This window comes from Consotaella aegiceratis (genome assembly GCF_036541425.1).
In the GTDB taxonomy this organism is placed as follows: Bacteria; Pseudomonadota; Alphaproteobacteria; order Rhizobiales; family Rhizobiaceae; genus Consotaella; species Consotaella aegiceratis.
In genome coordinates, this window is the sequence record NZ_JAZHFT010000012.1 from 95,367 (window position 1) to 118,101 (window position 22,735).

22 protein-coding genes are annotated in these 22,735 nt (G+C 64.9%); 12 read left to right on the plus strand and 10 right to left on the minus strand.

From position 1 onward, the window contains the following. Positions 1–3: 3 nt before the first annotated feature. The 4 genes from SMD10_RS10790 to SMD10_RS10805 all read right to left on the minus strand — a co-directional run bounded on the left by SMD10_RS10790 (position 4) and on the right by SMD10_RS10805 (position 3,082). On the minus strand, positions 4–663 hold the full coding sequence (locus SMD10_RS10790) for a glutathione S-transferase family protein (RefSeq protein WP_331685697.1): 660 nt from the start codon (positions 661–663) through the stop codon (positions 4–6). A gap of 37 nt (positions 664–700) precedes the next feature. Next, positions 701–1,057 carry a DUF1428 domain-containing protein gene (locus SMD10_RS10795; protein ID WP_331685698.1) on the minus strand — a complete coding sequence of 119 codons (357 nt, stop codon included), beginning with the start codon at positions 1,055–1,057 and terminating at the stop codon, positions 701–703. Between the two features lie 90 nt (positions 1,058–1,147). After that, a complete protein-coding gene (locus SMD10_RS10800) occupies positions 1,148–1,447 on the minus strand; it encodes a hypothetical protein (RefSeq protein WP_331685699.1) in 300 nt (99 codons plus the stop codon). Positions 1,448–1,477: 30 nt separating this feature from the next. Continuing rightward, positions 1,478–3,082, minus strand: a complete 1,605-nt coding sequence (locus tag SMD10_RS10805; RefSeq protein ID WP_331685700.1) for a bifunctional metallophosphatase/5'-nucleotidase — start codon at positions 3,080–3,082, stop codon at positions 1,478–1,480. 176 nt (positions 3,083–3,258) lie between these two features. Here SMD10_RS10805 and SMD10_RS10810 point away from each other — a divergent pair, with 176 nt between their 5' ends. The 4 genes from SMD10_RS10810 to SMD10_RS10825 all read left to right on the plus strand — a co-directional run bounded on the left by SMD10_RS10810 (position 3,259) and on the right by SMD10_RS10825 (position 8,115). Next, the gene (locus SMD10_RS10810; protein WP_331685701.1) at positions 3,259–3,987 is read left to right on the plus strand and encodes an HAD family hydrolase; all 729 of its coding nucleotides are present in this window, start codon (positions 3,259–3,261) and stop codon (positions 3,985–3,987) included. A gap of 81 nt (positions 3,988–4,068) precedes the next feature. Beyond that, the gene (locus SMD10_RS10815) at positions 4,069–6,237 is read left to right on the plus strand and encodes a malate synthase G (protein ID WP_331685702.1); all 2,169 of its coding nucleotides are present in this window, start codon (positions 4,069–4,071) and stop codon (positions 6,235–6,237) included. A gap of 79 nt (positions 6,238–6,316) precedes the next feature. Beyond that, positions 6,317–7,312 carry an ABC transporter permease gene (locus SMD10_RS10820; protein ID WP_331685703.1) on the plus strand — a complete coding sequence of 332 codons (996 nt, stop codon included), beginning with the start codon at positions 6,317–6,319 and terminating at the stop codon, positions 7,310–7,312. After that, the gene (locus SMD10_RS10825) at positions 7,309–8,115 is read left to right on the plus strand and encodes an ATP-binding cassette domain-containing protein (protein ID WP_331685704.1); all 807 of its coding nucleotides are present in this window, start codon (positions 7,309–7,311) and stop codon (positions 8,113–8,115) included. The genes SMD10_RS10820 and SMD10_RS10825 overlap by 4 nt, the downstream gene beginning before the upstream one ends. A 36-nt stretch (positions 8,116–8,151) precedes the next feature. On the opposite strand, the gene SMD10_RS10830 is transcribed toward SMD10_RS10825, so the two are convergent. Next, positions 8,152–9,666 (minus strand): globin-coupled sensor protein, encoded by a 1,515-nt coding sequence (locus SMD10_RS10830; RefSeq protein WP_331685705.1) that lies wholly within the window; start codon positions 9,664–9,666, stop codon positions 8,152–8,154. A 410-nt stretch (positions 9,667–10,076) separates the two neighbouring features. On the opposite strand from SMD10_RS10830, the gene SMD10_RS10835 reads away from it, so the two are divergent. Further along, positions 10,077–10,805, plus strand: a complete 729-nt coding sequence (locus SMD10_RS10835; protein WP_331685706.1) for a glutathione S-transferase — start codon at positions 10,077–10,079, stop codon at positions 10,803–10,805. A 25-nt stretch (positions 10,806–10,830) separates the two neighbouring features. Here the strand turns inward: SMD10_RS10835 and SMD10_RS10840 are convergent, their stop codons facing one another. Then, on the minus strand, positions 10,831–11,652 hold the full coding sequence (locus SMD10_RS10840; RefSeq protein WP_432757224.1) for a lytic murein transglycosylase: 822 nt from the start codon (positions 11,650–11,652) through the stop codon (positions 10,831–10,833). A 376-nt stretch (positions 11,653–12,028) separates the two neighbouring features. Here SMD10_RS10840 and SMD10_RS10845 point away from each other — a divergent pair, with 376 nt between their 5' ends. Further along, positions 12,029–13,294: a lytic murein transglycosylase gene (locus tag SMD10_RS10845; RefSeq protein ID WP_331685707.1), complete on the plus strand. Its 1,266-nt coding sequence runs from the start codon at positions 12,029–12,031 to the stop codon at positions 13,292–13,294. A 271-nt stretch (positions 13,295–13,565) separates the two neighbouring features. On the opposite strand, the gene SMD10_RS10850 is transcribed toward SMD10_RS10845, so the two are convergent. Both SMD10_RS10850 and SMD10_RS10855 read right to left on the minus strand, forming a co-directional pair. Beyond that, the gene (locus SMD10_RS10850) at positions 13,566–15,023 is read right to left on the minus strand and encodes a serine protease (protein ID WP_331685708.1); all 1,458 of its coding nucleotides are present in this window, start codon (positions 15,021–15,023) and stop codon (positions 13,566–13,568) included. Positions 15,024–15,265: 242 nt separating this feature from the next. Then, positions 15,266–16,453: a DNA recombination protein RmuC gene (locus SMD10_RS10855; protein WP_331685709.1), complete on the minus strand. Its 1,188-nt coding sequence runs from the start codon at positions 16,451–16,453 to the stop codon at positions 15,266–15,268. Between the two features lie 122 nt (positions 16,454–16,575). On the opposite strand from SMD10_RS10855, the gene def reads away from it, so the two are divergent. The 6 genes from def (at position 16,576) to SMD10_RS10885 (ending at position 20,727) form a co-directional block, all read left to right on the plus strand. Continuing rightward, positions 16,576–17,088, plus strand: coding sequence for a peptide deformylase (gene def / locus SMD10_RS10860; protein ID WP_331685710.1), 513 nt, complete (start codon positions 16,576–16,578; stop codon positions 17,086–17,088). A gap of 16 nt (positions 17,089–17,104) precedes the next feature. Further along, positions 17,105–18,064, plus strand: coding sequence for a methionyl-tRNA formyltransferase (gene fmt / locus SMD10_RS10865; protein WP_331685711.1), 960 nt, complete (start codon positions 17,105–17,107; stop codon positions 18,062–18,064). 12 nt (positions 18,065–18,076) lie between these two features. Then, positions 18,077–18,820: a tRNA pseudouridine(38-40) synthase TruA gene (gene truA / locus SMD10_RS10870; protein WP_331685712.1), complete on the plus strand. Its 744-nt coding sequence runs from the start codon at positions 18,077–18,079 to the stop codon at positions 18,818–18,820. A gap of 85 nt (positions 18,821–18,905) precedes the next feature. Further along, positions 18,906–19,205: a PepSY domain-containing protein gene (locus SMD10_RS10875; protein WP_331685713.1), complete on the plus strand. Its 300-nt coding sequence runs from the start codon at positions 18,906–18,908 to the stop codon at positions 19,203–19,205. 23 nt (positions 19,206–19,228) lie between these two features. Continuing rightward, positions 19,229–20,032, plus strand: a complete 804-nt coding sequence (locus tag SMD10_RS10880) for a PhzF family phenazine biosynthesis protein (protein ID WP_331685714.1) — start codon at positions 19,229–19,231, stop codon at positions 20,030–20,032. A gap of 113 nt (positions 20,033–20,145) precedes the next feature. After that, positions 20,146–20,727: an LOG family protein gene (locus SMD10_RS10885; protein WP_331685715.1), complete on the plus strand. Its 582-nt coding sequence runs from the start codon at positions 20,146–20,148 to the stop codon at positions 20,725–20,727. Positions 20,728–20,760: 33 nt separating this feature from the next. Here SMD10_RS10885 and SMD10_RS10890 read toward each other — a convergent pair whose 3' ends face one another. Together SMD10_RS10890 and dapE are read right to left on the minus strand one after the other, a co-directional pair. Continuing rightward, positions 20,761–21,351 carry a hypothetical protein gene (locus tag SMD10_RS10890; protein ID WP_331685716.1) on the minus strand — a complete coding sequence of 197 codons (591 nt, stop codon included), beginning with the start codon at positions 21,349–21,351 and terminating at the stop codon, positions 20,761–20,763. 4 nt (positions 21,352–21,355) lie between these two features. Further along, positions 21,356–22,552, minus strand: coding sequence for a succinyl-diaminopimelate desuccinylase (gene dapE, locus SMD10_RS10895; protein WP_331685717.1), 1,197 nt, complete (start codon positions 22,550–22,552; stop codon positions 21,356–21,358). Positions 22,553–22,735: the final 183 nt, after the last annotated feature.

The window sequence follows — 22,735 nt, forward strand, 5'->3', positions numbered from 1 at the left end:
CATTCAGTCCCGATCCGGCGCGCCGAGCGGAAAATAGGGACGATAAGGGCGCGCCTCGTCGACGACGCGACGCACCGAAGGACGGGCCAGCAGCCGTTCGCGATAGGTCCACAGCGACGGGTGATGCTGGGGGATCGGATGCGCCCAGTCGGCATAGAACAGGGCGGGGGCTGCGGCGCATTCCGCCAGACCGAACCGGTCGTTCGCCGCCCACTCACGCTCTCTCATCCAGCGGTCCAGCCAGGCATAGCTCTTGTCCAGCGTGGCGCGCGCAACATCGACGCCATGGGGATCGCGCGCGTCTTCGGGACGCAGGGCGTTGCCGACGATTGCCTGCATCGGCAGAGCCACATAGTCATCGAAGATCGAATCCATCTGCCGCGCCTCGATCGCGGCGCGCGGATCGCTCGGCGTCATCGGCGCCGCCGTGCCGTGATGGAGATCGATATATTCGATGATGGCGGCCGACTCGACCACCGTCCGGGCACCGTCGACCAGCACCGGGAACTGTCCGGTGGGCGAACGCTCCGCGAGGTCGCGGCCGTGCTCCGGATGCTCGGCGTCGACCGTCAGCATCTCGAACGGCACGTCCCGCTCGTAGAGCGCGATCAGCACCTTCCAGACGAAGGACGCGAAGGGATGGCCGTAGAGCTGGAGTGTCATGTCGTCTCGCCGGTCTCCCTCGCCGCCCAGGCCATCGTCAGATCGTTTCGTCGATGATCGGCCGGAAGCCGCCGAAGATCATGCGTTTTCCGTCGAAGGGCATGTCGCCCATCTCTTTCATCCGGGGATCGGCTATCATCTTCGCCATGCCAGCGTCGCGGACCTCCTTGGACGGCCATTCGAGCCAGCTGAAGAGCACCGCCTCGCCCTCCTCGGCCTTCACAGCGCGGTAGAAGTCGGTGACCTCGCCCGCTGGAACGTCGTCCTGCCAGCACTCGACCAGCCGCACCACGCCGAATTCCTTGAAAAGCGGTAGCGCCTTGCGGGCAAACTCCGTGTAGGCTTGCTTGTTGGCCGCCGGCACCGCGATTACGAACCCGTCGACATAGGACATCGCATTTCCTCCCTGTCTCGTCCAAAACGATATTATGTTGATATCAACTTATACGGCGTGCGTCAAATGGCCGATATGAGTTTCATGGAGTCAGCGGGCGAGAGCGATCACCATCCAGATTGCGATCAGGCCGGCATGGGCGGCGATGGACGCCACGCCGACGCGATCGTCGATGCGCCGCACCATCCGAAGGCTCTGGGTGCGCAGATTGTGCGACGAAACGATCGAGATCACGAGCGTAGTGACGATCAGGCTGAAGGTCGCCAAGGTGATCTGGTCGATCTCCTCCCCCGCCGCATCGCCTTGCAGCCGTTCCCGAGCACTAAACGCCAGGACAATCAGCCCGATTGAGGCTGCTGCTGGACGGTCCCTGGCGGGCCGCCCAGCCATTCGAAAACCTCGACTCTTTACGGCCCTGGCCTATTCGGCCTCGGTGATCCGTCCGTCCGTCTTCGGCTGGTAGGGCTCGTTGGTACTGGCGATGTACTCCGTCACCACGTCGGCAAGGTCGGGGCCGTAATCATAGGCATTTTCGCCTTTTTCAGCAAAGACCGAATAGCCGTCGCCGCCGGCGCGCATGAAGTTGTTGGAGACCACCAGATAAGTCTTGTCGGGGTCGATCGGCGTCCATGCGCCATCCTCCTCGACCTGGACGTCCTGGACGCGGTTTTCCCCAGCGGTACCCGACTTCGACCAGGTGAACTTCAGACCGGCCACCTGCGGAAAGCGCCCGGCCCCCTCCTCGACCTGACTGACGCCGTTTTCCAGCGCGGCCACCACGTCGGCGCCCTTGAGCTGGAAAGTCGAAAGCGTGTTCTGGAACGGCAGCACCGTCAGCACCTCGCCCATCGTGACCTCGCCGGCGTCGATCGAAGCGCGCAGACCGCCGCCATTGGTGATGGCGATCTGCGTTCCCTGATCCTTGACGTGGTCGAGCATGGCGTCGGTGACGAGGTCGCCCATGGCGCATTCGGCGGCGCGGCAGACCTCGCGCGAGCCGTCGATCGCCTCCGCCGTGTTGCCGACGACTTTCTGGCGGATCTCCTCCAGCGGCTTGGCCAGCTCGGCGACGCGCGCCTTCACCGCCTCGTCCTCGGGATGCGAGGCATCGAGCAGGATCGGATCGCCTTTGGCCTCCGTCACCTTGCCATCGTCATCGAAGGTGACTTCGATCTCTCCCAGAAACTTGCCGTAGGAATAGGCCTGGACGATCGGCACTTCGGTTCCGTCGGGCGATTTGACCAGGGTGGGATAGGGGCCGGCCGCGCTGTCGTCGGTGTTGGAGAGCAGCGTGTGGGAATGGCCTCCGACGATGATATCGATGCCGTCCACGGCCGCCGCGATGCGCTTGTCGACCTCGTATCCCGAATGGCTGAGGAGAATGATCTTGTCGATGCCCTGACCGGTCAGCCTCTCGACCTCGGCCTGGACGGCCGGGATCGGATCGGAAAAGTCGATCGTCTTGCCGGCGCTCGTCAGATCGGCGTTGTCCTGCGGCGTCAGGCCGATGATGCCGATCTTCTCGCCGGCCTTGTCGATCACGGCCGACGGCTTCACCAGGTCCTGGAGTTCCGCCTCCCGGCTGGTGTCGGCGTTCGCCATCAGCACCGGAAAGGGCAGTTCCTTGACGAAGGCGACCAGCGTCTCCGGCCCGTTGTCGAATTCGTGGTTGCCGACGGCCATCGCCTCGTAGCCGGCATCCTTCATGAACTCCGCTGCGGCCTTGCCGTGGTAATAGGTATAGAATAGCGAGCCCTGGAACTGATCGCCCGCATCCAGGACGAGGACGTTGTCAAATTTGGCCGTCTCGTCGGCGATAGCCTGGACGATCCGCGCCACACCACCGAAGCAGGCGTCGGCGGCCAGATCCTCTTCTCCGCAGGTCGAATCGTATTTGTTGATCGGCTCGATGCGGCTGTGGACATCGTTCGTATGCAGGATCGTCAGGTGATAGTCGGCCCACGCCGATCCGGCGAAGCCGACGCTCAGCGCCAGAACGGCTGCGGTGGAAAGAAGGGTCTTCATGCGGCGGCCCTCATGAGGAAGGATTGAAACGGGTCTGTCCGGTCCGGTATCTGCGCGGCCGGGAGCCCATGAACTATAGGCCGGATATTCGACAGTTTCATAGATGCTTCGACCGGTTGAACTCAGCCGGGTCATCGTTAGACTGAAACCCTCTTTCCCGGACCAGATGATCCGCCATGTCCCGCGCCAACTCCATTTCGCTGATCGGCTTCGACGCCGACGACACGCTCTGGCAGAACGAGCGGGTCTTCCGTCTGACCGAGGAGCGGTTCGCCGAGCTGGTCGGCCCCCACGCGCCGGCCGAGGACCTCCTGGAGCGGCTGCTCGCCGCGGAACGGCGCAACCTCGAGCACTACGGCTTCGGCATCAAGGGCTTCATGCTTTCGATGATCGAGACCGCGATCGAGGTCTCGCAGGGCCGGATTCCCGCCGCCGTCATCTCCGAGATCCTTGATGCCGGGCGGCAGATGCTGTCCCATCCTGTCGAGACGCTGCCGCATGCGCAGGAGACGCTGGCCGGACTTGCCGGCACCTATCGACTGGTGATGATCACCAAGGGCGATCTTTTCGATCAGGAGCGCAAGCTCGCCGCCTCCGGGCTCGGCGACTTTTTCGATGCGGTCGAGATCGTCAGCGACAAGTCCGCCGATGTCTACCGGCGTCTGTTCGACCGCCATGGCGACGGCCCCGGGCGTGCCGTGATGGTCGGCAATTCGCTCAAGTCCGATATCGTCCCGGCACTCGCATCCGGAGCCTGGGCCGTGCACGTGCCGCACGAGCTGACCTGGGCGCTGGAGCACGCCGAAACCCCGGAAACCGAGCCGCGCTTCCGCCAGATCGCGCATCTGGGCGAATTGACAGGTCTTCTCGATGACCTCGCGCGAGCCGCGCGATCGCCTGACTAGGCCGCCTGATCGAAGCGATCGGTTGACTCGCATGAGGTTCTGGCCAATCTCCCCGCCAACGGGCTGCAAGGGGAGAAGACGATGCCGGACCGGGTCGAGATCGCAGGATTGAAGGTCGCCACGGAACTCAAGCGGTTCATCGACGAGGAGGCGCTGCCGGGGACCGGCGTCGATGCCGAGCGGCTGTGGTCCGGCCTGGCCGATATCTTTCGCGATCTGGCGCCGAAGAACCGCGAACTCCTCAAGGTCCGCGACGGGATGCAGGAAAGGATCGACGCCTGGTGCCGCGAGCACAAGGGCGGCGCGATCGACGGCGCCGAATACGAGGCGTTTCTGCGCGAGATCGGCTATCTGCTGCCAGAGGGGCCAGACTTTGAAGTCACGACCGCGACGGTCGATCCCGAGATCGCGGCGATTGCCGGACCGCAGCTCGTGGTGCCGGTGATGAACGCACGCTATGCGCTGAACGCCGCGAACGCGCGCTGGGGCTCGCTTTACGACGCCCTTTACGGCACCGACGCGATTTCGGAGGAGGATGGCGCGGAGAAGGGCAAGAGCTTCAATGCTGTGCGCGGCGCCAAGGTGATCGCCTGGGCGCGGGACCTTCTCGACCGTTCCGTGCCGCTCGCCGCCGGATCCTGGGCGGATGTGTCCGCTCTCGCTGTATCCGATGGCGCTCTGAGTGTGGTGACCCAGGAGGGGCAGACCGGCTTGGCCGATCCGGCCCAGTTCGCGGGCTATCGCGGCGAGCCCGCCAATCCGGACGCCATTCTCCTGAAGCACAACGGTCTGCACGCCGAGATCGTCGTTGACCGGGAGAACTTCATCGGCAGGGACGATCCGGCCGGCATCGCCGACGTCGTCCTGGAGAGCGCGGTGACGACGATCCAGGACTGCGAGGATTCAGTGGCCGCCGTCGACGCCGAGGACAAGGTGCTGGCCTATCGCAACTGGCTGGGCCTGATGAACGGCGATCTCAAGGATACCTTCGAGAAGGGCAGCAGGACGATGACCCGCCGCCTCAACCCGGACCGCACATACACCGCGCCCGACGGTTCGTCGCTGACGCTGCAGGGCCGGGCGCTGCTGCTGGTGCGCAATGTCGGGCATCTGATGACCAACCCGGCGATCCTGCTCGACGACGGCTCCGAAGCGCCGGAAGGCATCATGGACGCGATGTTCACCTCGCTCATCGCCATCCACGACCTGAAGAAGACCGATGGTCCCAGGAACTCCCGCGCCGGCTCGATCTACATCGTCAAGCCGAAGATGCACGGCCCCGACGAGGTCGCCTTCGCCAACGAGCTGTTTTCCCGCGTCGAGGCGGTGCTGGGACTGCCGGCGAACACCATCAAGATGGGCATCATGGACGAGGAGCGCCGCACCACGGTGAACCTCAAGGAGGCGATCCGCCAGGCCAAGGACCGGGTGGTCTTCATCAACACCGGCTTCCTTGACCGCACCGGCGACGAGATCCACACCTCGATGGAGCTCGGGCCGATGATCCGCAAGGGCGACATGAAGGCCTCGACCTGGATCAAGGCCTATGAGGACTGGAACGTCGATGTCGGCCTCGCCTGCGGCCTCCGGGGCCATGCCCAGATCGGCAAGGGCATGTGGGCGATGCCCGACCTGATGGCGGCGATGCTGGAGCAGAAGATCGGCCATCCGCTGGCCGGCGCCAACTGCGCCTGGGTGCCCTCGCCCACCGCAGCCACGCTCCACGCCACGCACTATCACGCCGTCTCGGTCGCCGATCGGCAGAAGCAGCTGGCCGGTCAGCGCCGCGCCACGCTCTCCGACATTCTGACGATCCCGATCGCCGTGCGCCCGAACTGGAGCCCGGAAGATATCCAGGCCGAGCTCGACAACAACGCGCAAGGCATCCTCGGCTACGTGGTGCGCTGGATCAACGCCGGCGTCGGCTGCTCCAAGGTGCCCGACATCAACAATGTGGGGCTGATGGAAGACCGCGCCACCTGCCGCATCTCCTCCCAGCACATCGCCAACTGGCTGCATCACGGGGTGGCCACGCGCGAGCAGGTGGTGGAGACCATGAAACGGATGGCCGTGGTGGTCGACAGGCAGAATGCCGACGACCCGAGCTACGAGCCGATGGCGCCCGACTTCGACGGCTCGGTAGCGTTCCAGGCCGCGCTCGACCTGGTGCTGAAGGGTCGCCAGCAGCCCTCGGGCTATACCGAGCCCGTCCTGCACCGACGGCGGCTCGAAAAGAAGGCGCGCGCTTGAGCGGAACAGCCGACGAGTTGGGCGCGCGTTCCCCTTCCGAAGCCGCGCGCTAGATCGATCTCGTCGGAAGAGGTCGGCGATGGCTGAAATAAGCGTAGGACAAGGCGTATCGAAAAGCGGGATCGCCAGACCCATCGTCTTTCCCATCGCCGCTTTCGTCCTCGTCGTGCTCGTCTTCGGGATTCTGGTCGGACCGCGTCTGTTCAGCGCCATGACGCTGGCCACCGCCCTGCCCCACGCCTCTGTCGTCGCCATCATCGCTTTCGCCGAGATGCTCGTGCTGCTCACCGCCGGCATTGACGTTTCGCTCGGAGCCATCACGGTGCTGGCGTCGGTGATCATGGCGCAATTGTCGAACGACTACGGCATGCCTGCGCCCTTGGCGCTCGGCGCCGGTCTGTCGATCGGCGCGGCGTGCGGCGCCGTCAACGGCGCCCTGGTCGGCCTCGTGCGCCTGCCGTCCTTCATCGCGACGTTCGGCACCTGGTTCGCCTTCGACGCCCTGGCGTTTCTCTATTCCGCAGGAGGTCCGACCGACAGCCGAGTGCTGGAAACCGAGGCGCCGCTGCTGTCTTCGGTCGGCCGGCCCTTTGCCCTGGGCGAGGCCGTCTTTTCGTACTCGTTGGTGCTGGCGGTGCTGATGGCGGCCCTCCTCTGGTATCTTCTCCATCTCACCGCCTGGGGCCGGCACGCCCGCGCCGTTGGCGAAAGGCCCGAAGCGGCATGGCTCTGCGGTCTGCGGCCGACGCCGATCCGCATCGCCACCTTCGTGGCGGCGGGCCTGATCTGCAGCCTGGCCGCCTGGGCGCTGATCGGCGGCGCGAAGCAGGTCGAGCCGACGGCGAGCCTGGAAGCCAGCCTTCAGGCCCTCGCCGCCGTGCTGATCGGACGCACCTCGTTCGCCGGCGGCCGCGCATCCGTTACCGGAACCCTGATCGGCGCCGCGACGGTCACGGTGTTCGTGGTCGGCCTGCAGCTGCTCGAAACCGATCCCCATTGGGCCCGCTTCGGGCTCGCCCTCTTCATCCTGTCGGCCGCAGCGCTCGATCGCACCGTGCGGAGCGCCGGCCAATGATAATCGAGCCCGTGCTCTGCGCGCGCCAACTGGTGAAACGGTTCGGAGGGATCGTGGCGCTCGATCGTGCCGATTTCGACTTGGCGCCAGGCCAGATCGTCGCCGTGGTTGGTGAGACCGGCTCAGGTCGGACCGCCTTGCTTCAGAGCCTGGCAGGGGCGTTGGCGCCAGAGGCTGGCGAAATCAAGCTGGATGGGCATCCCCTCGTCTTCCACGACCCGGCCGAGGCCTGGGCCGTGGGGATCGAGATGGCGCAGCAGCGTCCGGCGCTGGTGCCGGGCCTCTCCTTCGCCGAAAACCTGTTCCTGGGACGCGAGGTCCGGCGCGCCGGCATGCTCGGCCAGATCGGCCGCATGCTCGACCGCCGCCACATGCGCGACATGGCGATAGCCACCGCCGAAAGCCTGGGGATTGCGGGAACCATCGACATCGATCAGCCCGTCGAGCGTCTCTCGCGGGTCGAGCGGCGGCTTCTGTCGCTGGCCCGAGCAGCGGCCTTCGCTTCGCGCGTCGTCATCGCCGACGAGCCGACCGAGGGACTCGATGCCGCCGGCACCTCCCGCGTGCTCGACGTCATTCTGGAGGTGCGGGCTCGAGGCCTGTCGATCGTGTTGGCGGCACAAAACCTGCCGCACGTGTTCGAACTGGTCGACCGCATTCATATCCAGCGCCTGGGCCGCCGGCTCTGCGTCGTCGATCCGGCGTATGCCACTCCGTCCGACGTCGCGGCGATGATCTCGGGCACGGCGGGTCCGAGGCCGGACATGCTGGTGCCCATGCACCGGGCAGCCGCTCCGGCATAGCGCCCGTCGGCGGCGCCCCTGCCCGCTCCGCCGCCGTCAGCCGGCGCGCCGCATTGGCACCGGTGCTCGGACCGCGCCGTCCTGCGGCAGGCAGATCGCGGCCATCAGCTGCAGCAGCGTCGACGCTTCTTCGCGAAGGGTCGTGGCAACGGCCGTCGTCTGTTCGACCATGGCGGCGTTCTGCTGTGTCGTCTGATCGATCTGTCCGATCGCCGCATTCACCTCCCCGACCGAATTCGCCTGGGTGTCCGCCGTATCGGCGATGGACTTCACCTTGCCCTTCACCTCGGACGAGCGCACGACGATCTTGTGGAGCGCATCGCCCGTTTCGGTGACGAGGCGCACGCCGGTATCGATCTGCGAGGTGCTGCGCGAAATCAGATTCTTGATCTCCTTGGCGGCTTCGGCCGAGCGCTGCGCCAGCGCACGCACTTCCTGCGCGACGACGGCGAAGCCTTTGCCCGCCTCGCCGGCGCGGGCCGCCTCGACGCCGGCGTTCAGCGCCAGGAGATTGGTCTGGAAGGCGATCTCGTCGATGACGCCGATAATCTTGCCGATCTCCTCGGACGATTTCTCGATCTCGCCCATCGCCGAGACGGCGCGTCGCATCACGGTCTCCGCCGCTTCGGCCTCACTGGTCGAGGCGTCGACGGTGACCGCCGTCTGATGAGCGCTTTTCGAGGCGCCCCTCACGCCGTCGGTGAGCTGGTGCAGCGCCGCGGCACTTTCCTCGAGGTTCGCCGCCTGCCGTTCGGTCCGACGCGCCAGATCGTCGGAAGCCGAGGCGATCTCCTTGGCGCTCTGCTCCAAGGTGTGCGCCGACGTCTTCACCGAGGCGAACATGCCGGCGAAAGTGCGCATCGCGTTGTTGAAGTCGTCGCGCAATTGCATGAACTCGGGCGCGAACTCGGCCGTGATGCTGGTTGCGAGATCGCCATCGGCCAGCCGATGAAGGCCTTTGGCGATCTCGCCCATGGCGAAGGTTCGTGCCTCGCCGGCCCGCTGCTTCTCTTCGTTGACGCTGCGCTCCGCGGCCTCGCGCGCCAGCGTGTCCAGATAGTTCGAAACCGCCAGCTCCATGTCGATCATGGCGACGCGGACCAGGGCTTCGAGCGAGGTCGCGACGTCTTCCGCCCGTCCGCGCTTGAACGGCGAGCGCGGCCACAGCGTCTCGACCGTCCGCCGAACCATGGAGCCCAACAGGCGCCCATAGCCGGAAATGTAGTATTTGGGCTCCAGGCCGATCCGCGCGTGAGCCCGGCCGATCGCCTCGGCGCGCGCCAGATATTGTGGCCCGAGATCGCCGGCTGCAACGCCGAGCCAATGATCCCTCTGCTTGGCGCGCGCGCCCGCCATTTGCGCGTCGTTCGAAAAGAACCGCTTCATCTGCGGATGAGCGCCGACGATGGTGTAGAACTCCGCGAGGGCGGGCTCGATGATGGCCTCGACCGTCGGCTGGATCCGCTTCAGGGCAGCGCTCGCCTCCGTGTCGAGATTGCCGACGAGGCCGCTTCCTCCGCTCGCTGTCTTGTTGTCGATATGATTGCCCACGCCCGCACCTGCCGTGAATTGCCGCCGCCCGTCGCGCCTGCGGCGCAGAAAGCCGCTTTTTGACCCGCACAAACACCATGAATATTAGCGATTAAATATTAATTACAACTCTCTTCAAATGCAGAAAATACACAAAACTACTATAATTGAACTTCAGAAGCACCGAAGGTATGCAAAGCTTACGATCGATGCCCGCCCCCCGGTGAGCGAAGTCGAATTCCGGGCCTCGTTCGCGGCGGGCACCTCGGTCTGGATGAAACCATGCAACCGCACGCGAGGACGCGGCACGGCATTTCACCGTTCCGACCTCCGCCCTAGAATCCTTCGACAGCCCTTCGATTTCGCCCCCCCTGAAAGGGCAATGCAATGGAACGCCAACGCCGGAATTGGTCCGCCTGGAGGTGACCACCATGTTCGAACTTTACTATTGGCCCGGGATTCCCGGACGAGGCGAATATCCGCGTCTGGTCCTCGAGGCCGCAGAGGCACCCTATCGGGAAATGGTGCAACTCTCCTCGAAGGAGGGCGGCGGCATGTCGGCCATGTCGGCGTTTCTCGATGGCGGGGCGGGAGACTATGTTCCGTTTGCGCCGCCGTTTCTGAAGGACGGCGACGTCGTCGTCTCGCAAAGTGGCGTGATCGCAGCCTATCTCGGCGAAAAGCTCGGCCCCGCGCCGCAGTCCGAACCGGACCGCGTGTTCGCGCGGTCGGTGGCCGTCACCACGGCCGATCTGGCGACGGAAGCGCATGACGTCCATCACCCGGTCGGGTCCGGGCGATACTACGAGGAGCAGAAGCCCGAAGCTCTGCGTCAGGCCGAAGAATTCCGCAGCGAGCGGATGCCCAAGTTTCTCGGCTGGTACGAAACGCTGATAGGCCACAACTCGACCGGATCGGGCTTTCTCGTCGGCGACCGGATGACCTATGCCGACCTTGGGCTGTTCCACAGCGTCGAAGGCCTTCGCTACGCCTTTCCCCGCCGCATGGCGACGCTCGAAGGCCATTATCCGAAGGTCCTCGCGCTATGCGCAAAGGTCGCCGCCCAGCCGGCTGTCAAACACTATCTGGACAGCGACCGTCGACAGCCGTTCAACGAGAACGGCATCTTCCGGCACTATCCGGAACTCGACGGCGAATGATCCCGCGTCAGCGCTCGGGCGGCGGTCAGCTCGCCAGCCGCCCGGCGAACACGGCCAGGGCCTTTTGATAGATGGCCGCCTTGTTCCATTGCTGCAGCACGCCGAAATTCGGCTGGCCGGGCTGGTAGTCTGCACCCGGCCGCCAGCCATGCGCATGCAGAAAATTGGCGGTCGAGGCCAGCACGTCGGCGCGCGACCGGATCAGGTCACGGCGGCCGTCGCCGTCGCCATCCACGGCGAAGCGGAGATAGTTTTTCGCGAGAAACTGCGTCTGGCCGATCTCGCCGGCCCATGCTCCACGCATCTGCGATGCGCTCATGTCGCCCCGATCGACGATCGCCAGGGCTGCCATCAATTCTTCTGCGAAAAACGCCGAACGGCGGCAGTCATAGGCCAGCGTCGCCAGGGACTGGAAGACGTTCATGCTGCCGGAATTGGCTCCGAACCCCGTCTCCATGCCCCAGATCGCGACCAGGATCTCCTTCTGAACGCCGTAGCGCCGTTCGATCGAATTCAGCATCGACGCGTTCTGCTGGATAATCTTCTTGCCCTTGGTGACGAAGTAGGCCGGCGCCCGCAGGTTCATGAACTCGTCGAACGACATGTTGAACGCTTTTTGATTGCGGTCGAGCGAGATAACCTTCCGGCTGTAGCCGATATTGCCCAGCGCCGTGTCGAGGGTCCGGCGGGAGATGCCGGCACCGGCCGCCTGCGCCTTGAAGTCGGCCAGCCAGGGACCGAAGCCCGAGCCGTCATTGCCACAGGACGCCGCGGCCGCCTGTCCCGGCAGGGCGGCCAGCATCATGATGGACAGAATGAAACCAACGACCGACTTGAATGGACTGATCACGTTCATGAGGCCTCTTCCCCTCGGCGGCGCGGGCGCCCGGCCGCCATCCTGATTTCCGTTCGGCTGCATCTTCGGTCTCAACCGTTATCGAACCGGCTGGCGCGAGCGTAGCGCAGACCTGCAACAGTATCGCTCTTTATCGAATAGGACGGTGGCTGGCGGTCCGAAGCCCGACATCTATGACCCCGTCGGCCGCCTCTCAGGTAAATGTCGAAGCCGACGACCGCCTTTGATTTTGCTGGAGCCTTCGGTTTCTGACATTTGACACGATGTTCGGTGCGGATTGGCACTCAAATATCAAATTCGCATCGAGAGCAAAGCCGTGCCCGCGCGGCGTGGTAAATGGAAGACTGCTCTGAGAAGGACGACGCCGATGACAAGACACCCCATCCTCGCCCTCGTGACGGCCTTCGTCGTTCTCGTTTCGGCAGGCGTGGCGCCCGTCCTGGCGGCTGCCGACCGCGCCGGGATCGACAGCGGTTTCCGCACTTTCCTGGAATCCGACATCTGGCCTGCGGCCCGCGCCCGCGGGGTGCCGCGCGCCGTCTTCGACGCGGCGTTCGCCGGTGTTCGCCCCAATCTCGATCTGCCCGATCTCGTTTTGCCGGGCGAGACGGCTCCCGTCGAGGAGACCAACTTCCAGGCCGAATTCCAGAGCCCGTCCGCCTATTTCGCCGAGAGCAAGATCGGCCCGGTCGTCACTCGCGGCCGCCAGATGCTGGCCCGCCACCGCGCCGTTCTGGAGCAAATCGAGGCGAAGACCGGCGTGCCGGCTTCCGTCATCGTGGCGATCTGGGGCCGTGAATCCGGTTTCGGCTCCGCCAAGATTCCCTACAACGCCTTCGAGGTGCTCGGCACCAAGGCCTATCTGTCCCGCCGCAAGGAGACCTTTCGAGAGGAGCTGCTGGCAGCCCTGACCATCGTCGCTGATGGTCATCTGAAGGTCTCCGAGATGCGCTCGTCCTGGGCCGGCGCGTTGGGACAGCCGCAATTCATGCCCACTAAATTCCTCAAGCTGGCCGTCGATTTCGACGGCGACGGCCGTCGCGACATCTGGCAGTCGGTCCCCGACACGCTGGCCTCGATCGGCCAGTACCTCGCGCAATCCGGTTGGGTTCGCGGCCGCGACTGGGGCTTCGAGGCCAACGTGCCGGACCGCATCTCCTGCGCCCAGGAAGGGCCGGACCGGCGCCAATCGATCCGCGAATTCGTCGATGCCGGCGTGACGCGCGTGTCCCGTCGAGCTTTCCCTGCTCACGAGGCCGACCAACCCGGCAATCTGCTGATGCCGGCGGGCCGCTTCGGCCCTGCTTTCGTCGCAACGCCGAATTTCTATGTCATCAAGGCCTACAACAATTCCGACCTCTACGCGCTCTTCGTCGGCCATGCCGCCGATCGCATCCGGGGAGCCGATGCCGGGTTTCACGGTGGCTGGGTCGCCAACAAAGGCCTGACTCGAGGCGACGTCGCCCGCATGCAGAAAATTCTCCAGGGCAAGGGCTACGATGTCGGAGGGGCCGATGGTCTGGCCGGCTATAAGACGCGGCGCTCGATCGGTGCCTGGCAGGAAGAAAACGGGCAAGCCGCGACTTGCTGGCCGACCCGAGATCTATTTAAAAAAATATCGCAGGCCGGCTGAATATTAACCTATTATTTACGGTTAATTCTAGAAGGCACTTCAAATACGACGCATTCAAGTGTAAAACAGAATCGATCCTGAAGTTTAGCGTCGATGAGAGACGCGCCGGGATCCGCCGGGAGGCGTCTTTGACGTTCCGGCACCATGATGGTGTCCGGGACGTCTTCGCTTTATACAATCCGATGGTCTTCGAATTTTCCCAAGTTTCGCCTGGCAGCGACGCGACGCGTTTCTATTAACGCGCCTTCGCCTACGGCACGGCGTCTACTGCTCAATTCTGAGCGGTCTGCTCGGAAGCCAGGCAAACGACGGGCAGGATGGAGTCCTTCACCTTGGCGGTGGCGTCCGGAACCGAACCGAATTCCGCTTCGGGATCGGCGGAGGCATAGGCAATGCCCTCCTCCTTCAGGAAGGCGACGGCCGCCTCGGGACGAATGGCGAAATTGATCGCCTGCGGAATGTCGCCCGTCAGATCGGCCACGGCCACGGCGTTGAGTTTGGCGGTCACCACACCGACGACCCGGCCGGACAGGTCGACGAGAGGCCCGCCGGAATTGCCGGGCTGGATCGGCGCCGAGATCTGCAGATAGCGCGAATCGTTCATCAGGCCCATCAGCGACGAGACGTTGCCGCGGGTGACATTGAGACTGTCGGCCAGAATGCTGCGCAGCGGGAAGCCCAGAGCCAGGATGTCCTCGCCGAGCCGCGGCGCGTCCGCGGCCATCCGCAGCGGCTCGCCCAGCGTCTCACCGGAGACATGGAGCAACGCGAGATCGGCGGCCTCATCGAGGATCTGGCCGTCCGCAACGCCGTGATTGCCGACCAGGATGGTCTTGCAGGAGCGCGCCACATGGGCGTTGGTAAGCAGCCACCCGTCGGCGACCACGAAGCCGGTGCCCGACGAATCCGCCGGCTTGTCCGCCGGCGCCGACCGATCGGAGCCGAAATCGCCAAGGCGCCCACCACGCGCATCAGCGAACGGATCGGCATAGGCCACCATGTCGGTGCTGTGTCCGGAAACGTCGACCATCGGCCCGAAACCAAGGCCCCGGTTCTGGGCCACCCGCGCGGCGGCCGGCTCGCCGGCAAAAGGCTCGAACAGGTTTGCCGAGACCCTGGCAAACGGCTCCATCACGTCGGCATTGGCAGCGTCGTAGGACAGGGAATATCCGCGCAATTCGCCATCGCGTGTCGCGAACCGAATGAGATAGGACCGCTCTGATTCCTTTCCGGCGATGGAGAACCACGTGCCGCCGAAGGTCTTGGCGGTCACGCTGCGTTCGCTGCTGGGGGTGGACAGAACGGCGAACAAGTCGTCGAGCGTGCGACCGCCATCGGTGAAGCGCGCCGTCTCAATCTCGATCCCGTCGTCGGAGGAGCGCCACAAATGGCCGATTTCGGTCTGACCCAGATCGCGGACCAGCGACAGCGGAAGCCCGACCCGCACGCCGGTCACCGCGTCGTCGACCAGAGCAAAGCCGGTGCCGGTTTCCGCTCGATCGCTCTCGACCAGCAACAGCCGAAGAAACGGCTGGTCCATGATGCCGGTGGCTTCCAGCCCATGGCGCGCCTGGAAGTCGCGGATCGCCCGCAGCGTCTCCGGCCCGACATCGCCGTCGAAGCGGCCGGCATAGTCCCCCGTCCAGGCCAGCCGCATCTGCAGGCCCTGGCGGAAATCGTGCTCGGTCTGGCTGTTGTAGGCGTCGGCGAGCACATTCAGCTGCGCCACAGCCGGCGCCGCCGAAGCAGCCGGTGCAACAAGTAGAGCAAAACTGGTTAGGATCGCTTTGACGCCACTGCGCATACCGGTCCCCTCGTCTAACGTCGGTCGCATCAACAACGCAGAAGACGTCCAAATCGATCCCAACCTGGTTTACGGTTTCTTCACAAATTCTTGCGCGAGAGATGAGAATGCCGGATTCACCGGTAATACGCGGTTGAAACAATCGGCCGGTTCGGCCTTCGGCGAGACTAGATCCCCGCCAATCTGTCGGCTGACTTAGCTGGCCCGGGGGCGTCTTCGCCGAGATCGACGGCTTCGATCCGCTCACCTCGGCGGATCAGCTTCTCGGTCGATGTCAGGATCTGATCGATGTCGCGCTCTGTCTGGCCAAAATGGCCCTTGAGCGCCACCACGCGCGCATCCAGCCGGCCGAGATCCTCCATCAGAAGACGCACCTCGCGCTGGATGCGGCCGGCCTCTTCCTTCATCCGCGCGTCCTTCAGGATCGCCTGCACCACCTGGATCGACAGCATCAGCAGCGAGGGCGAAACGATCACCACCCGCGCCTTGTGCGCCCGCTGGACGATTTCGGCGTGGTCCTCGTAAAGTGCTGCGAAGATCGATTCCGACGGCACGAACAGAAACGCCGTATCCTGGGTTTCTCCGGGAATGAGGTATTTCTCGGCAATCGCCTTGATATGGGTATCCATGTCGCGCTTGAGCCGCCTGACGGCGAAGTTCCGCGCCTCGTCGCCCGCCGCCTCGCCCAGCGCCGTCCATGCTTCCAGCGGAAACTTGGCGTCGATCGCCAACGCCGGCGCGCCGTTCGGCATCGGGATCAGGCAATCCGGCCGCTTGCCGTTGGACAGCGTTGCCTGGAAGGAGTAGGCGCCCGGCGGCAAGGCGTCCATGACGATCGCCTCCATCCGCGCCTGCCCGAACGCGCCGCGCGTCTGCTTGTTGGCCAGGATATCCTGCAGGCGAACGACTTCGCCCGCCAGGTTGGCGATCTGCCCCTGCGCCCGGTCGATGACCGCCAGCCGCTCGCTGAGCGCGCCCAGCGACGCCTTGGTCTCCCTGGTCGTCTCCATAATCGACTGGCCGACACGCGAGGTCAGCCCGTCCATGCGTTCCGACAAGGCCCGCGTCAGATCGGCCTGACGCGAGCCGAAGATCTCCGCCATCGTCTGCATCCGGCCCGTCATCTCCGTCTGCGCCCTGAGAATGTCCCGCAATCGCTCGTCGCTCTCGGCGCGCTGCGCCTCGGCCTCCTGCCGCGCCGCCTCCGCCGCCCGACGCGCACGGACCAGCGCCACGGCGATCCAAGACAGCGCCAGAATCAGAAAGGCGACGAGCGCGGCGCCGCCCGTGACGGTCGTATCACCGAGCGAAACCAGCGGCCGATCGAGCAGGCCTGGGAGAAAATCGGAGTTCATGGGCTCGATCCTAGCGGACTTCTCTGCCGAAGACCAGATCAAAACAAGAACATTTTATGGCAATGCGCGAGCGGACACATCTTCAGATTGACCGCGATTGAGCCAGCGATTACCTGCACCCCATGACGATCAAGCCCCTCATCATCCTTCCCGATCCGGTGCTGCGCCTGCATTCCAAACCGGTCGAGCGGGTCGACGACGACATCCGCCGCTTTGCGGAGGACATGTTGGAGACGATGTACGATGCGCCGGGCATCGGCCTCGCTGCGATCCAGGTGGGCGAACCGCTGCGGTTGCTCACCATCGACGTCTCCGGTGAGGAGGAAGAAAAGGCGCCGCACGTCTTCATCAATCCCGAGATCGTCGCCTCCTCGGAGGAGCGATCGGTCTATGAAGAAGGCTGCCTGTCTATCCCCGACTACTATGCCGAGGTCGAGCGTCCGGCCAAGGTCAAGGCGCGCTATCTCGGGCTCGATGGCGAGATGCACGAGATCGAAGCCGAAGGGCTGATGGCGACCTGCCTGCAGCACGAGATCGACCATTTGAACGGCGTGCTCTTCATCGACTACATCTCCAAGCTGAAGCGGCAGATGGTCATCAAGAAGTTCACCAAGGCCGCCAAGCGTACAATCTGATCGGAGGCGGCCTGATATGCCCCTCAAAGTGGTTTTCATGGGCACGCCGGCCTTTTCCGTGCCGACGCTGTCGGGCCTGGCTGAGGCCGGGCACGAGATCGTCGCGGTCTATACGCAGCCGCCGCGTGCCGGTGGCCGTCGTGGTCTCACCCAGACGCCCTCCCCCGTTCACCAGGAGGCCGAGCGGCTGGGGCTTGCCGTCCGCCACCCCGAGCGCCTGAAGAGCCCGGCCGATCAGGCCGCCTTCGCCGCGCTCGGCGCCGACGTCGCCGTCGTCGTCGCCTATGGCCTGCTCCTGCCGCAGCCGGTGCTCGATGCGCCGCGCCATGGCTGTCTCAACGGTCACGCCTCGCTGCTGCCGCGCTGGCGCGGCGCCGCCCCGATCCAGCGTGCCATCGAGGCGGGCGACGCCTCCACCGGCATGATGGTCATGCGGATGGAGGCCGGTCTCGACACCGGCCCGGTGGCGTTGACCGAAGAGACCGAGATCGGCGGGAGCGAGACGGCCGGCGACCTGCACGATCGCCTGTCCGCGATCTCCGCCCGGCTGATGGTGGAAGCCCTCACGCGGATCGAGGCAGGCTCGCTCGGCTTCGAGGACCAGGACGCCATCGCCGCGCGCACCGGTTGCGAGCCGACCTACGCCCGGAAGATCGACAAGGCCGAAGCCGAGATCGATTTTTCGCAGGCCGCGGCCGCCGTGAAAGGCCGCATCAACGGCTTCTCGCCCTTTCCTGGCGCCTGGACGATGGTCGATCTCGGTGCCGGGCCGGAACGCCTGAAGCTCTTGCGCGCACGCGTCGAGGACGGCACCGGAGCGCCCGGCGAGGTGCTGGACGATCGGCTGCTGGTCGCTTGCGGCCATGGCGCCGTGCGTCTCCTGGAACTGCAGCGCGCGGGCGGCAAGGCGATGACGGCGGACGCTTTCCTGCGTGGCTCCGCCCTATCGAAGGGAACGCGCCTCGGCGCAGTCTGATCGAGTTCGCCGATGCCGCGTTATAAGCTTATCATCGAATATGACGGCCTGCCCTATGTCGGGTGGCAGCGTCAGGCCAACGGCTGGTCGGTACAGGCGGCAATCGAGGCGGCTGTGGAGAAGTTTTCCGGAGAGACCGTGACCCTGTTCGGCGCCGGACGCACGGACGCGGGCGTCCATGCCAGCGGCCAGGTCGCCCATGTCGATCTCGCCCGCGAGTGGACGGGGGACACCGTGCGCGATGCGCTCAACGCCCATCTGCGCGAGGAGCGGGTGACGATCATGGCCGCGACCCGCGTCGCCGACGATTTCGACGCCCGCTTCTCGGCCCGCAAGCGGCATTATCTCTACCGGATCCTCAACCGCCGCCCGCCCCCCGCCATCAAGGCGGGCCAGGTCTGGTGGGTGTGGAAGCCGCTCGACGTGGCGGCGATGGACGCGGCGGCGAAGCGCCTGCTCGGCACGCACGACTTCACGACCTTCCGCTCCACCCACTGCCAGGCGAAAAGTCCGATCCGCACCCTGGAGCGGCTCGACGTGGTTCTGGCGCCGGACGACGAGGTGCATATCCACGCCTCGGCCCAGAGCTTTCTGCACAACCAGATCCGCTCCTTTGCCGGCTCGCTGAAGCTGATCGGTGAAGGCCGCTGGACGGCCGACGACCTCGTCGCCGCCCTCGAAGCGCATGATCGCAAGCGCTGCGGCCCGGTCGCACCGCCCGACGGGCTTTATCTAACGCGCGTCGACTATCGCTGAGCTCGCTTGGCTCGCCGCGCGCCTGACCTATTTTCGCCATCTCTGTGGCCGGAATGGGCCGGTTGCGAACAGGAGTGGTGAAGCGATGAAGCTTGCCTTGGCGATAGCGTTGAACTTGATGATGGTAACGGCGGGATTGGCGGCCTCCAATCCGGATGACGATCCGAAGGCTCAGCTGCCGCCCCAAAGCAGCATCAAGCTCTCGCAGCTGATCGAGAAGGCCGAACAGCGCCCCGGCTTCTATGCGATCAAGAGCATCTCCTACTCCGATGGCCAGTACGAAGTGATCTACTACATGGACGACGGCGCGGAAGTGCATCTGAACTACAACGCAGCCACCGGCCAGATCGAGCCGCCGAAGAGCGGCGGATTGTTCGGCGGCTGATCCATCGCGACGGAGCCGTCTTCATGACCGCCGATACGACCTTGGCCATGTATCAGGTCGACGCCTTCACCGACCGCGTTTTCTCCGGAAATCCGGCCGCCGTTCTGATCCTTGAGGACTGGCTGCCGGACACCGTCATGCAGTCGATCTCGGCGGAGAACAATCTGTCCGAGACGGCGTTTGCCCGTCGCAACGGCTCGCGATGGGATCTCAGATGGTTCACCCCCGCCGTGGAGGTGGACTTCTGCGGCCATGCGACGCTGGCCACGGCCCATGTGCTTGCCACTGAGTACGGTATCGCGGGCGACATGGTCTTTGCCACGCGCGTTGGCGACTTGCGGGCGGCCCCCTGCACCGAAGGCTACCGGCTCGATTTCCCCTGCCTCGCCCCCGAGGATTGGGCCGAACTGCCGGAAGCCGTCGCAGATCTTTTCCCCAGCGGATTCGTCAGAACGGTTCGCAGCTTCGACAACATCTTCGTCGAACTGCAGGACGAGGCATCGGTTCGAGACTTTGTCCCGGACTTCGAGCGGATCGCCAAATTGGGCCTGCAAGGTCTCGTCATCACGGCCAAGGGCGCGAGCGACGATTTCGTCTCGCGCTATTTCGCCCCTGGTGCCGGTATTCCAGAGGATCCCGTCACCGGGTCGATCCACTCGACGCTGACGCCCTATTGGGCCGAACGGCTCGGCAAGACCCGTCTGTCGGCCCGTCAGGTCTCCCGACGCGGCGGCCACCTGGTGTGCGAATTGGCTGGGGAGCGCGTCGCCATCTTCGGCCAGGCGGTGACCTTCATGAAGGCCGAGATCCGTCTCGGCGAAGGTTGACGCCGGCATCGCAACCCGCCACACACCAGCCACCTGCCCAAAGACGCGCACCTTGATTCCGAGGCTTGGCCTTACGATGGCATAGGGACGCGCTTCAGCAAACGGGAATGACGATGCAGCGGCTCTGTGTGTTTTGCGGATCGAGCTTTGGTGTGGATTCGGCTTATCTGTCGGTGGCTCAGGCGCTGGGGCGCCTGCTCGTCGAAGAAGGGATAGAGCTCGTCTATGGCGGCGGCTCGGTGGGCCTGATGGGCGGCATCGCCGACGCCGTCCTGGAAGCCGGCGGGCGGGTCACTGGCGTCATTCCCCAGGCGCTGTTCGACAAGGAGGTCGGCCACCGCAACCTGACGGACCTGCGCATCGTCGGCTCGATGCACGAGAGAAAGGCCTTGATGGCGGAGCTCTCCGATGGCTTCGTCGCCATGCCGGGCGGCATCGGGACCTTCGAGGAACTCTTCGAAGTCTGGACATGGGCACAGCTCGGCTACCACGCGAAGCCCTGCTCGCTGCTCAATGTCAACGGCTACTACGACGGCCTTTCGGGCTTTCTGGACAACGTCGCCGCAAGCCAGTTCATGAAGCCGATCCACCGCGACATGCTCATCGTCGAGGACGAACCGAAGGCGCTGCTCGACCGGCTCAAATCATACCAGCCGCCGGCGGTCAGCAAATGGATCGGTCGCGACGAGCGTTGATCCGCCCCGCCCGGCCAAACGACGGCCTGGGACTCAGAGCAGCGGCACGCCGGTGACGTCCATCACAGCACCATAGGAAATCAGCGAACACACGACCATCAGCGCGACCACGCCAATGGCGGCGAGAACATCGCCGCCGATCGCAACCGCCGTCAGACGCACCGTCAGGATCAGACTGGCGATGGTGATGAGCACGCCGACGACCGTGAGCGTTGGTCCCGCGCCAAACAGCATCACCAGAATCCAATAGGGCACCACGGCCCAGGCAAGCAGCGCTCCGCCCCAATTGGTCGCGATCACCAGCGGCACGATCTTGCGCGAATAGCCGATCGGCCGCGCGATCATCATCAGCACCATCACCGGCAGCAGCCAGCTCAGGAGATCCGCCAGAAGATGCGCCGCATAGACGGTGCCCCATCCGGAATCGCCCAGGGGATGCTGTCGCTCAGCCGCCTCGAATTCGATCCACGAAAGCACGATCGGCGGCAACGAGAACAGAATGGCCGAAAACGACATCCAGAAGCCGTCGGCCGACAGGTCGAGGCGGCGAAGCCCCTCCTGCTTTCCGGCCATCATCAGTGTGGCCCCGTTGAAGTAGCGCAGAACCTCCTGCAGGGTCGGCATGCGCTCAGGACTGGGCGTAAAACCAGCGGGTGATGAAGAGCTCATAAATCCGCGTCAAATCCTCAAGGTCGGCGAGTGCCACCCGCTCATCGATCATGTGCATGGTTTGCCCGACAAGGCCGAACTCCACGACGGGGCAATGATCCTTGACGAAGCGGGCATCCGATGTGCCGCCCGAAGTGGAAAGCTCCGGCCGGCGTCCGGTCACCGCCCCGATCGCCTCCGCCAGTGATCGCGTCAAAGCCTCGTCACGCGTCAGGAAAACCTGGGCCGGTCCGCTCTTCCAGTCAATGGCGAAATGGATCGGATCGTCGCGCCCGCTTCTGAGCCGGGCGTCTTTCGCCGCTCGATCGAGCCTGCGCGCGATCTCGGCCTGCAGTGTGTCCGGGTCCCAATGATCGTTGAAGCGGATGTTGAAGGCGGCGGTGGCACGCGCCGGAATGACGTTGACCGACGGATTGCCGACGTCGATCGTGGTGACCTCGAGGTTGGAGGGTTGGAAACGCTCGTTGCCCTCGTCGAGCGGCGTGGACAGCAAGGCGTCGAGAAGCGTAAGAACGCCGCGAACCGGATTGTCGGCGCGGTCCGGATAGGCGACGTGGCCCTGCCGGCCGAAGACCGTGAGGATGCCTGACAGCGAACCCCGCCGGCCGATCTTCATCATGTCGCCGAGCTGCGCGCGGCTGGTGGGCTCGCCGACCACGCAGGCGTCGAAGCGCTCGCCGCGCTCGGCCGCCCAGGACAAGAGCTTTACGGTGCCGTTGACCGCCGGCCCCTCCTCGTCGCCGGTGATGAGCAGCGAGACCTGTCCTGCCGGCATCTCGCCGCGCGCCGCCAGCCGCGCCAGCGCCGCGACGAAACAGGCGATCCCGCCCTTCATGTCGACCGCGCCGCGACCGTAGAGCATGCCGTCGCGGATCTCGCCGCCGAATGGATGGACGCTCCAATCCTCCCCGGCGCCCGGCGGAACCACGTCGGTGTGTCCCGCAAAGGCGAGATGCGGCCCGGCCTCGCCGCTCCGGGCAAACAGGTTCTCGACATCGGGCGTGCCGTCCTCGCGAAAGACCGGACGAGAAACCGTGAAGCCCAGCGGCTCCAGCATCGTCTGTAACGTCTGCAGAGCACCGCCTTCGACGGGCGTCACCGACGGGCAGCGAATCAATCGGGCAAGATTTTCGGAAGGATCATCGAGTGCGGTCATGGTCGATGTGATAGCCGACACGAAGGGCATCGACCAGCCAAGCTTTTGCGGAGCTGCAACACAACCGCCGAAGGATGGCGTTCGCCGCCACAATTCTTAATATTGCCTTTTTTGTGCCCGGATCGCATTGGAAAGGAAGATCGGGGAACAACAGCTGGGGACGCATCATGTCGAGGGGTCACA

What these genes read in the sequence shown, in the direction of transcription:
- SMD10_RS10815 (WP_331685702.1), top strand. Translation starts at nt 4,069, where the DNA reads ATGCCGGACCGGGTCGAGATCGCAGGATTGAAGGTCGCCACGGAACTC.
- SMD10_RS10880 (WP_331685714.1), top strand. Translation starts at nt 19,229, where the DNA reads ATGACCGCCGATACGACCTTGGCCATGTATCAGGTCGACGCCTTCACC.
- SMD10_RS10875 (WP_331685713.1), top strand. Translation starts at nt 18,906, where the DNA reads ATGAAGCTTGCCTTGGCGATAGCGTTGAACTTGATGATGGTAACGGCG.
- SMD10_RS10845 (WP_331685707.1), top strand. Translation starts at nt 12,029, where the DNA reads ATGACAAGACACCCCATCCTCGCCCTCGTGACGGCCTTCGTCGTTCTC.
- SMD10_RS10890 (WP_331685716.1), bottom strand. Translation starts at nt 21,351, where the DNA reads ATGCCGACCCTGCAGGAGGTTCTGCGCTACTTCAACGGGGCCACACTG.
- SMD10_RS10855 (WP_331685709.1), bottom strand. Translation starts at nt 16,453, where the DNA reads ATGAACTCCGATTTTCTCCCAGGCCTGCTCGATCGGCCGCTGGTTTCG.
- SMD10_RS10885 (WP_331685715.1), top strand. Translation starts at nt 20,146, where the DNA reads ATGCAGCGGCTCTGTGTGTTTTGCGGATCGAGCTTTGGTGTGGATTCG.
- SMD10_RS10835 (WP_331685706.1), top strand. Translation starts at nt 10,077, where the DNA reads ATGTTCGAACTTTACTATTGGCCCGGGATTCCCGGACGAGGCGAATAT.
- SMD10_RS10790 (WP_331685697.1), bottom strand. Translation starts at nt 663, where the DNA reads ATGACACTCCAGCTCTACGGCCATCCCTTCGCGTCCTTCGTCTGGAAG.
- SMD10_RS10810 (WP_331685701.1), top strand. Translation starts at nt 3,259, where the DNA reads ATGTCCCGCGCCAACTCCATTTCGCTGATCGGCTTCGACGCCGACGAC.
- truA (WP_331685712.1), top strand. Translation starts at nt 18,077, where the DNA reads ATGCCGCGTTATAAGCTTATCATCGAATATGACGGCCTGCCCTATGTC.
- SMD10_RS10805 (WP_331685700.1), bottom strand. Translation starts at nt 3,082, where the DNA reads ATGAAGACCCTTCTTTCCACCGCAGCCGTTCTGGCGCTGAGCGTCGGC.
- dapE (WP_331685717.1), bottom strand. Translation starts at nt 22,552, where the DNA reads ATGACCGCACTCGATGATCCTTCCGAAAATCTTGCCCGATTGATTCGC.
- SMD10_RS10795 (WP_331685698.1), bottom strand. Translation starts at nt 1,057, where the DNA reads ATGTCCTATGTCGACGGGTTCGTAATCGCGGTGCCGGCGGCCAACAAG.
- fmt (WP_331685711.1), top strand. Translation starts at nt 17,105, where the DNA reads ATGCCCCTCAAAGTGGTTTTCATGGGCACGCCGGCCTTTTCCGTGCCG.
- SMD10_RS10800 (WP_331685699.1), bottom strand. Translation starts at nt 1,447, where the DNA reads ATGGCTGGGCGGCCCGCCAGGGACCGTCCAGCAGCAGCCTCAATCGGG.
- SMD10_RS10825 (WP_331685704.1), top strand. Translation starts at nt 7,309, where the DNA reads ATGATAATCGAGCCCGTGCTCTGCGCGCGCCAACTGGTGAAACGGTTC.
- SMD10_RS10820 (WP_331685703.1), top strand. Translation starts at nt 6,317, where the DNA reads ATGGCTGAAATAAGCGTAGGACAAGGCGTATCGAAAAGCGGGATCGCC.
- def (WP_331685710.1), top strand. Translation starts at nt 16,576, where the DNA reads ATGACGATCAAGCCCCTCATCATCCTTCCCGATCCGGTGCTGCGCCTG.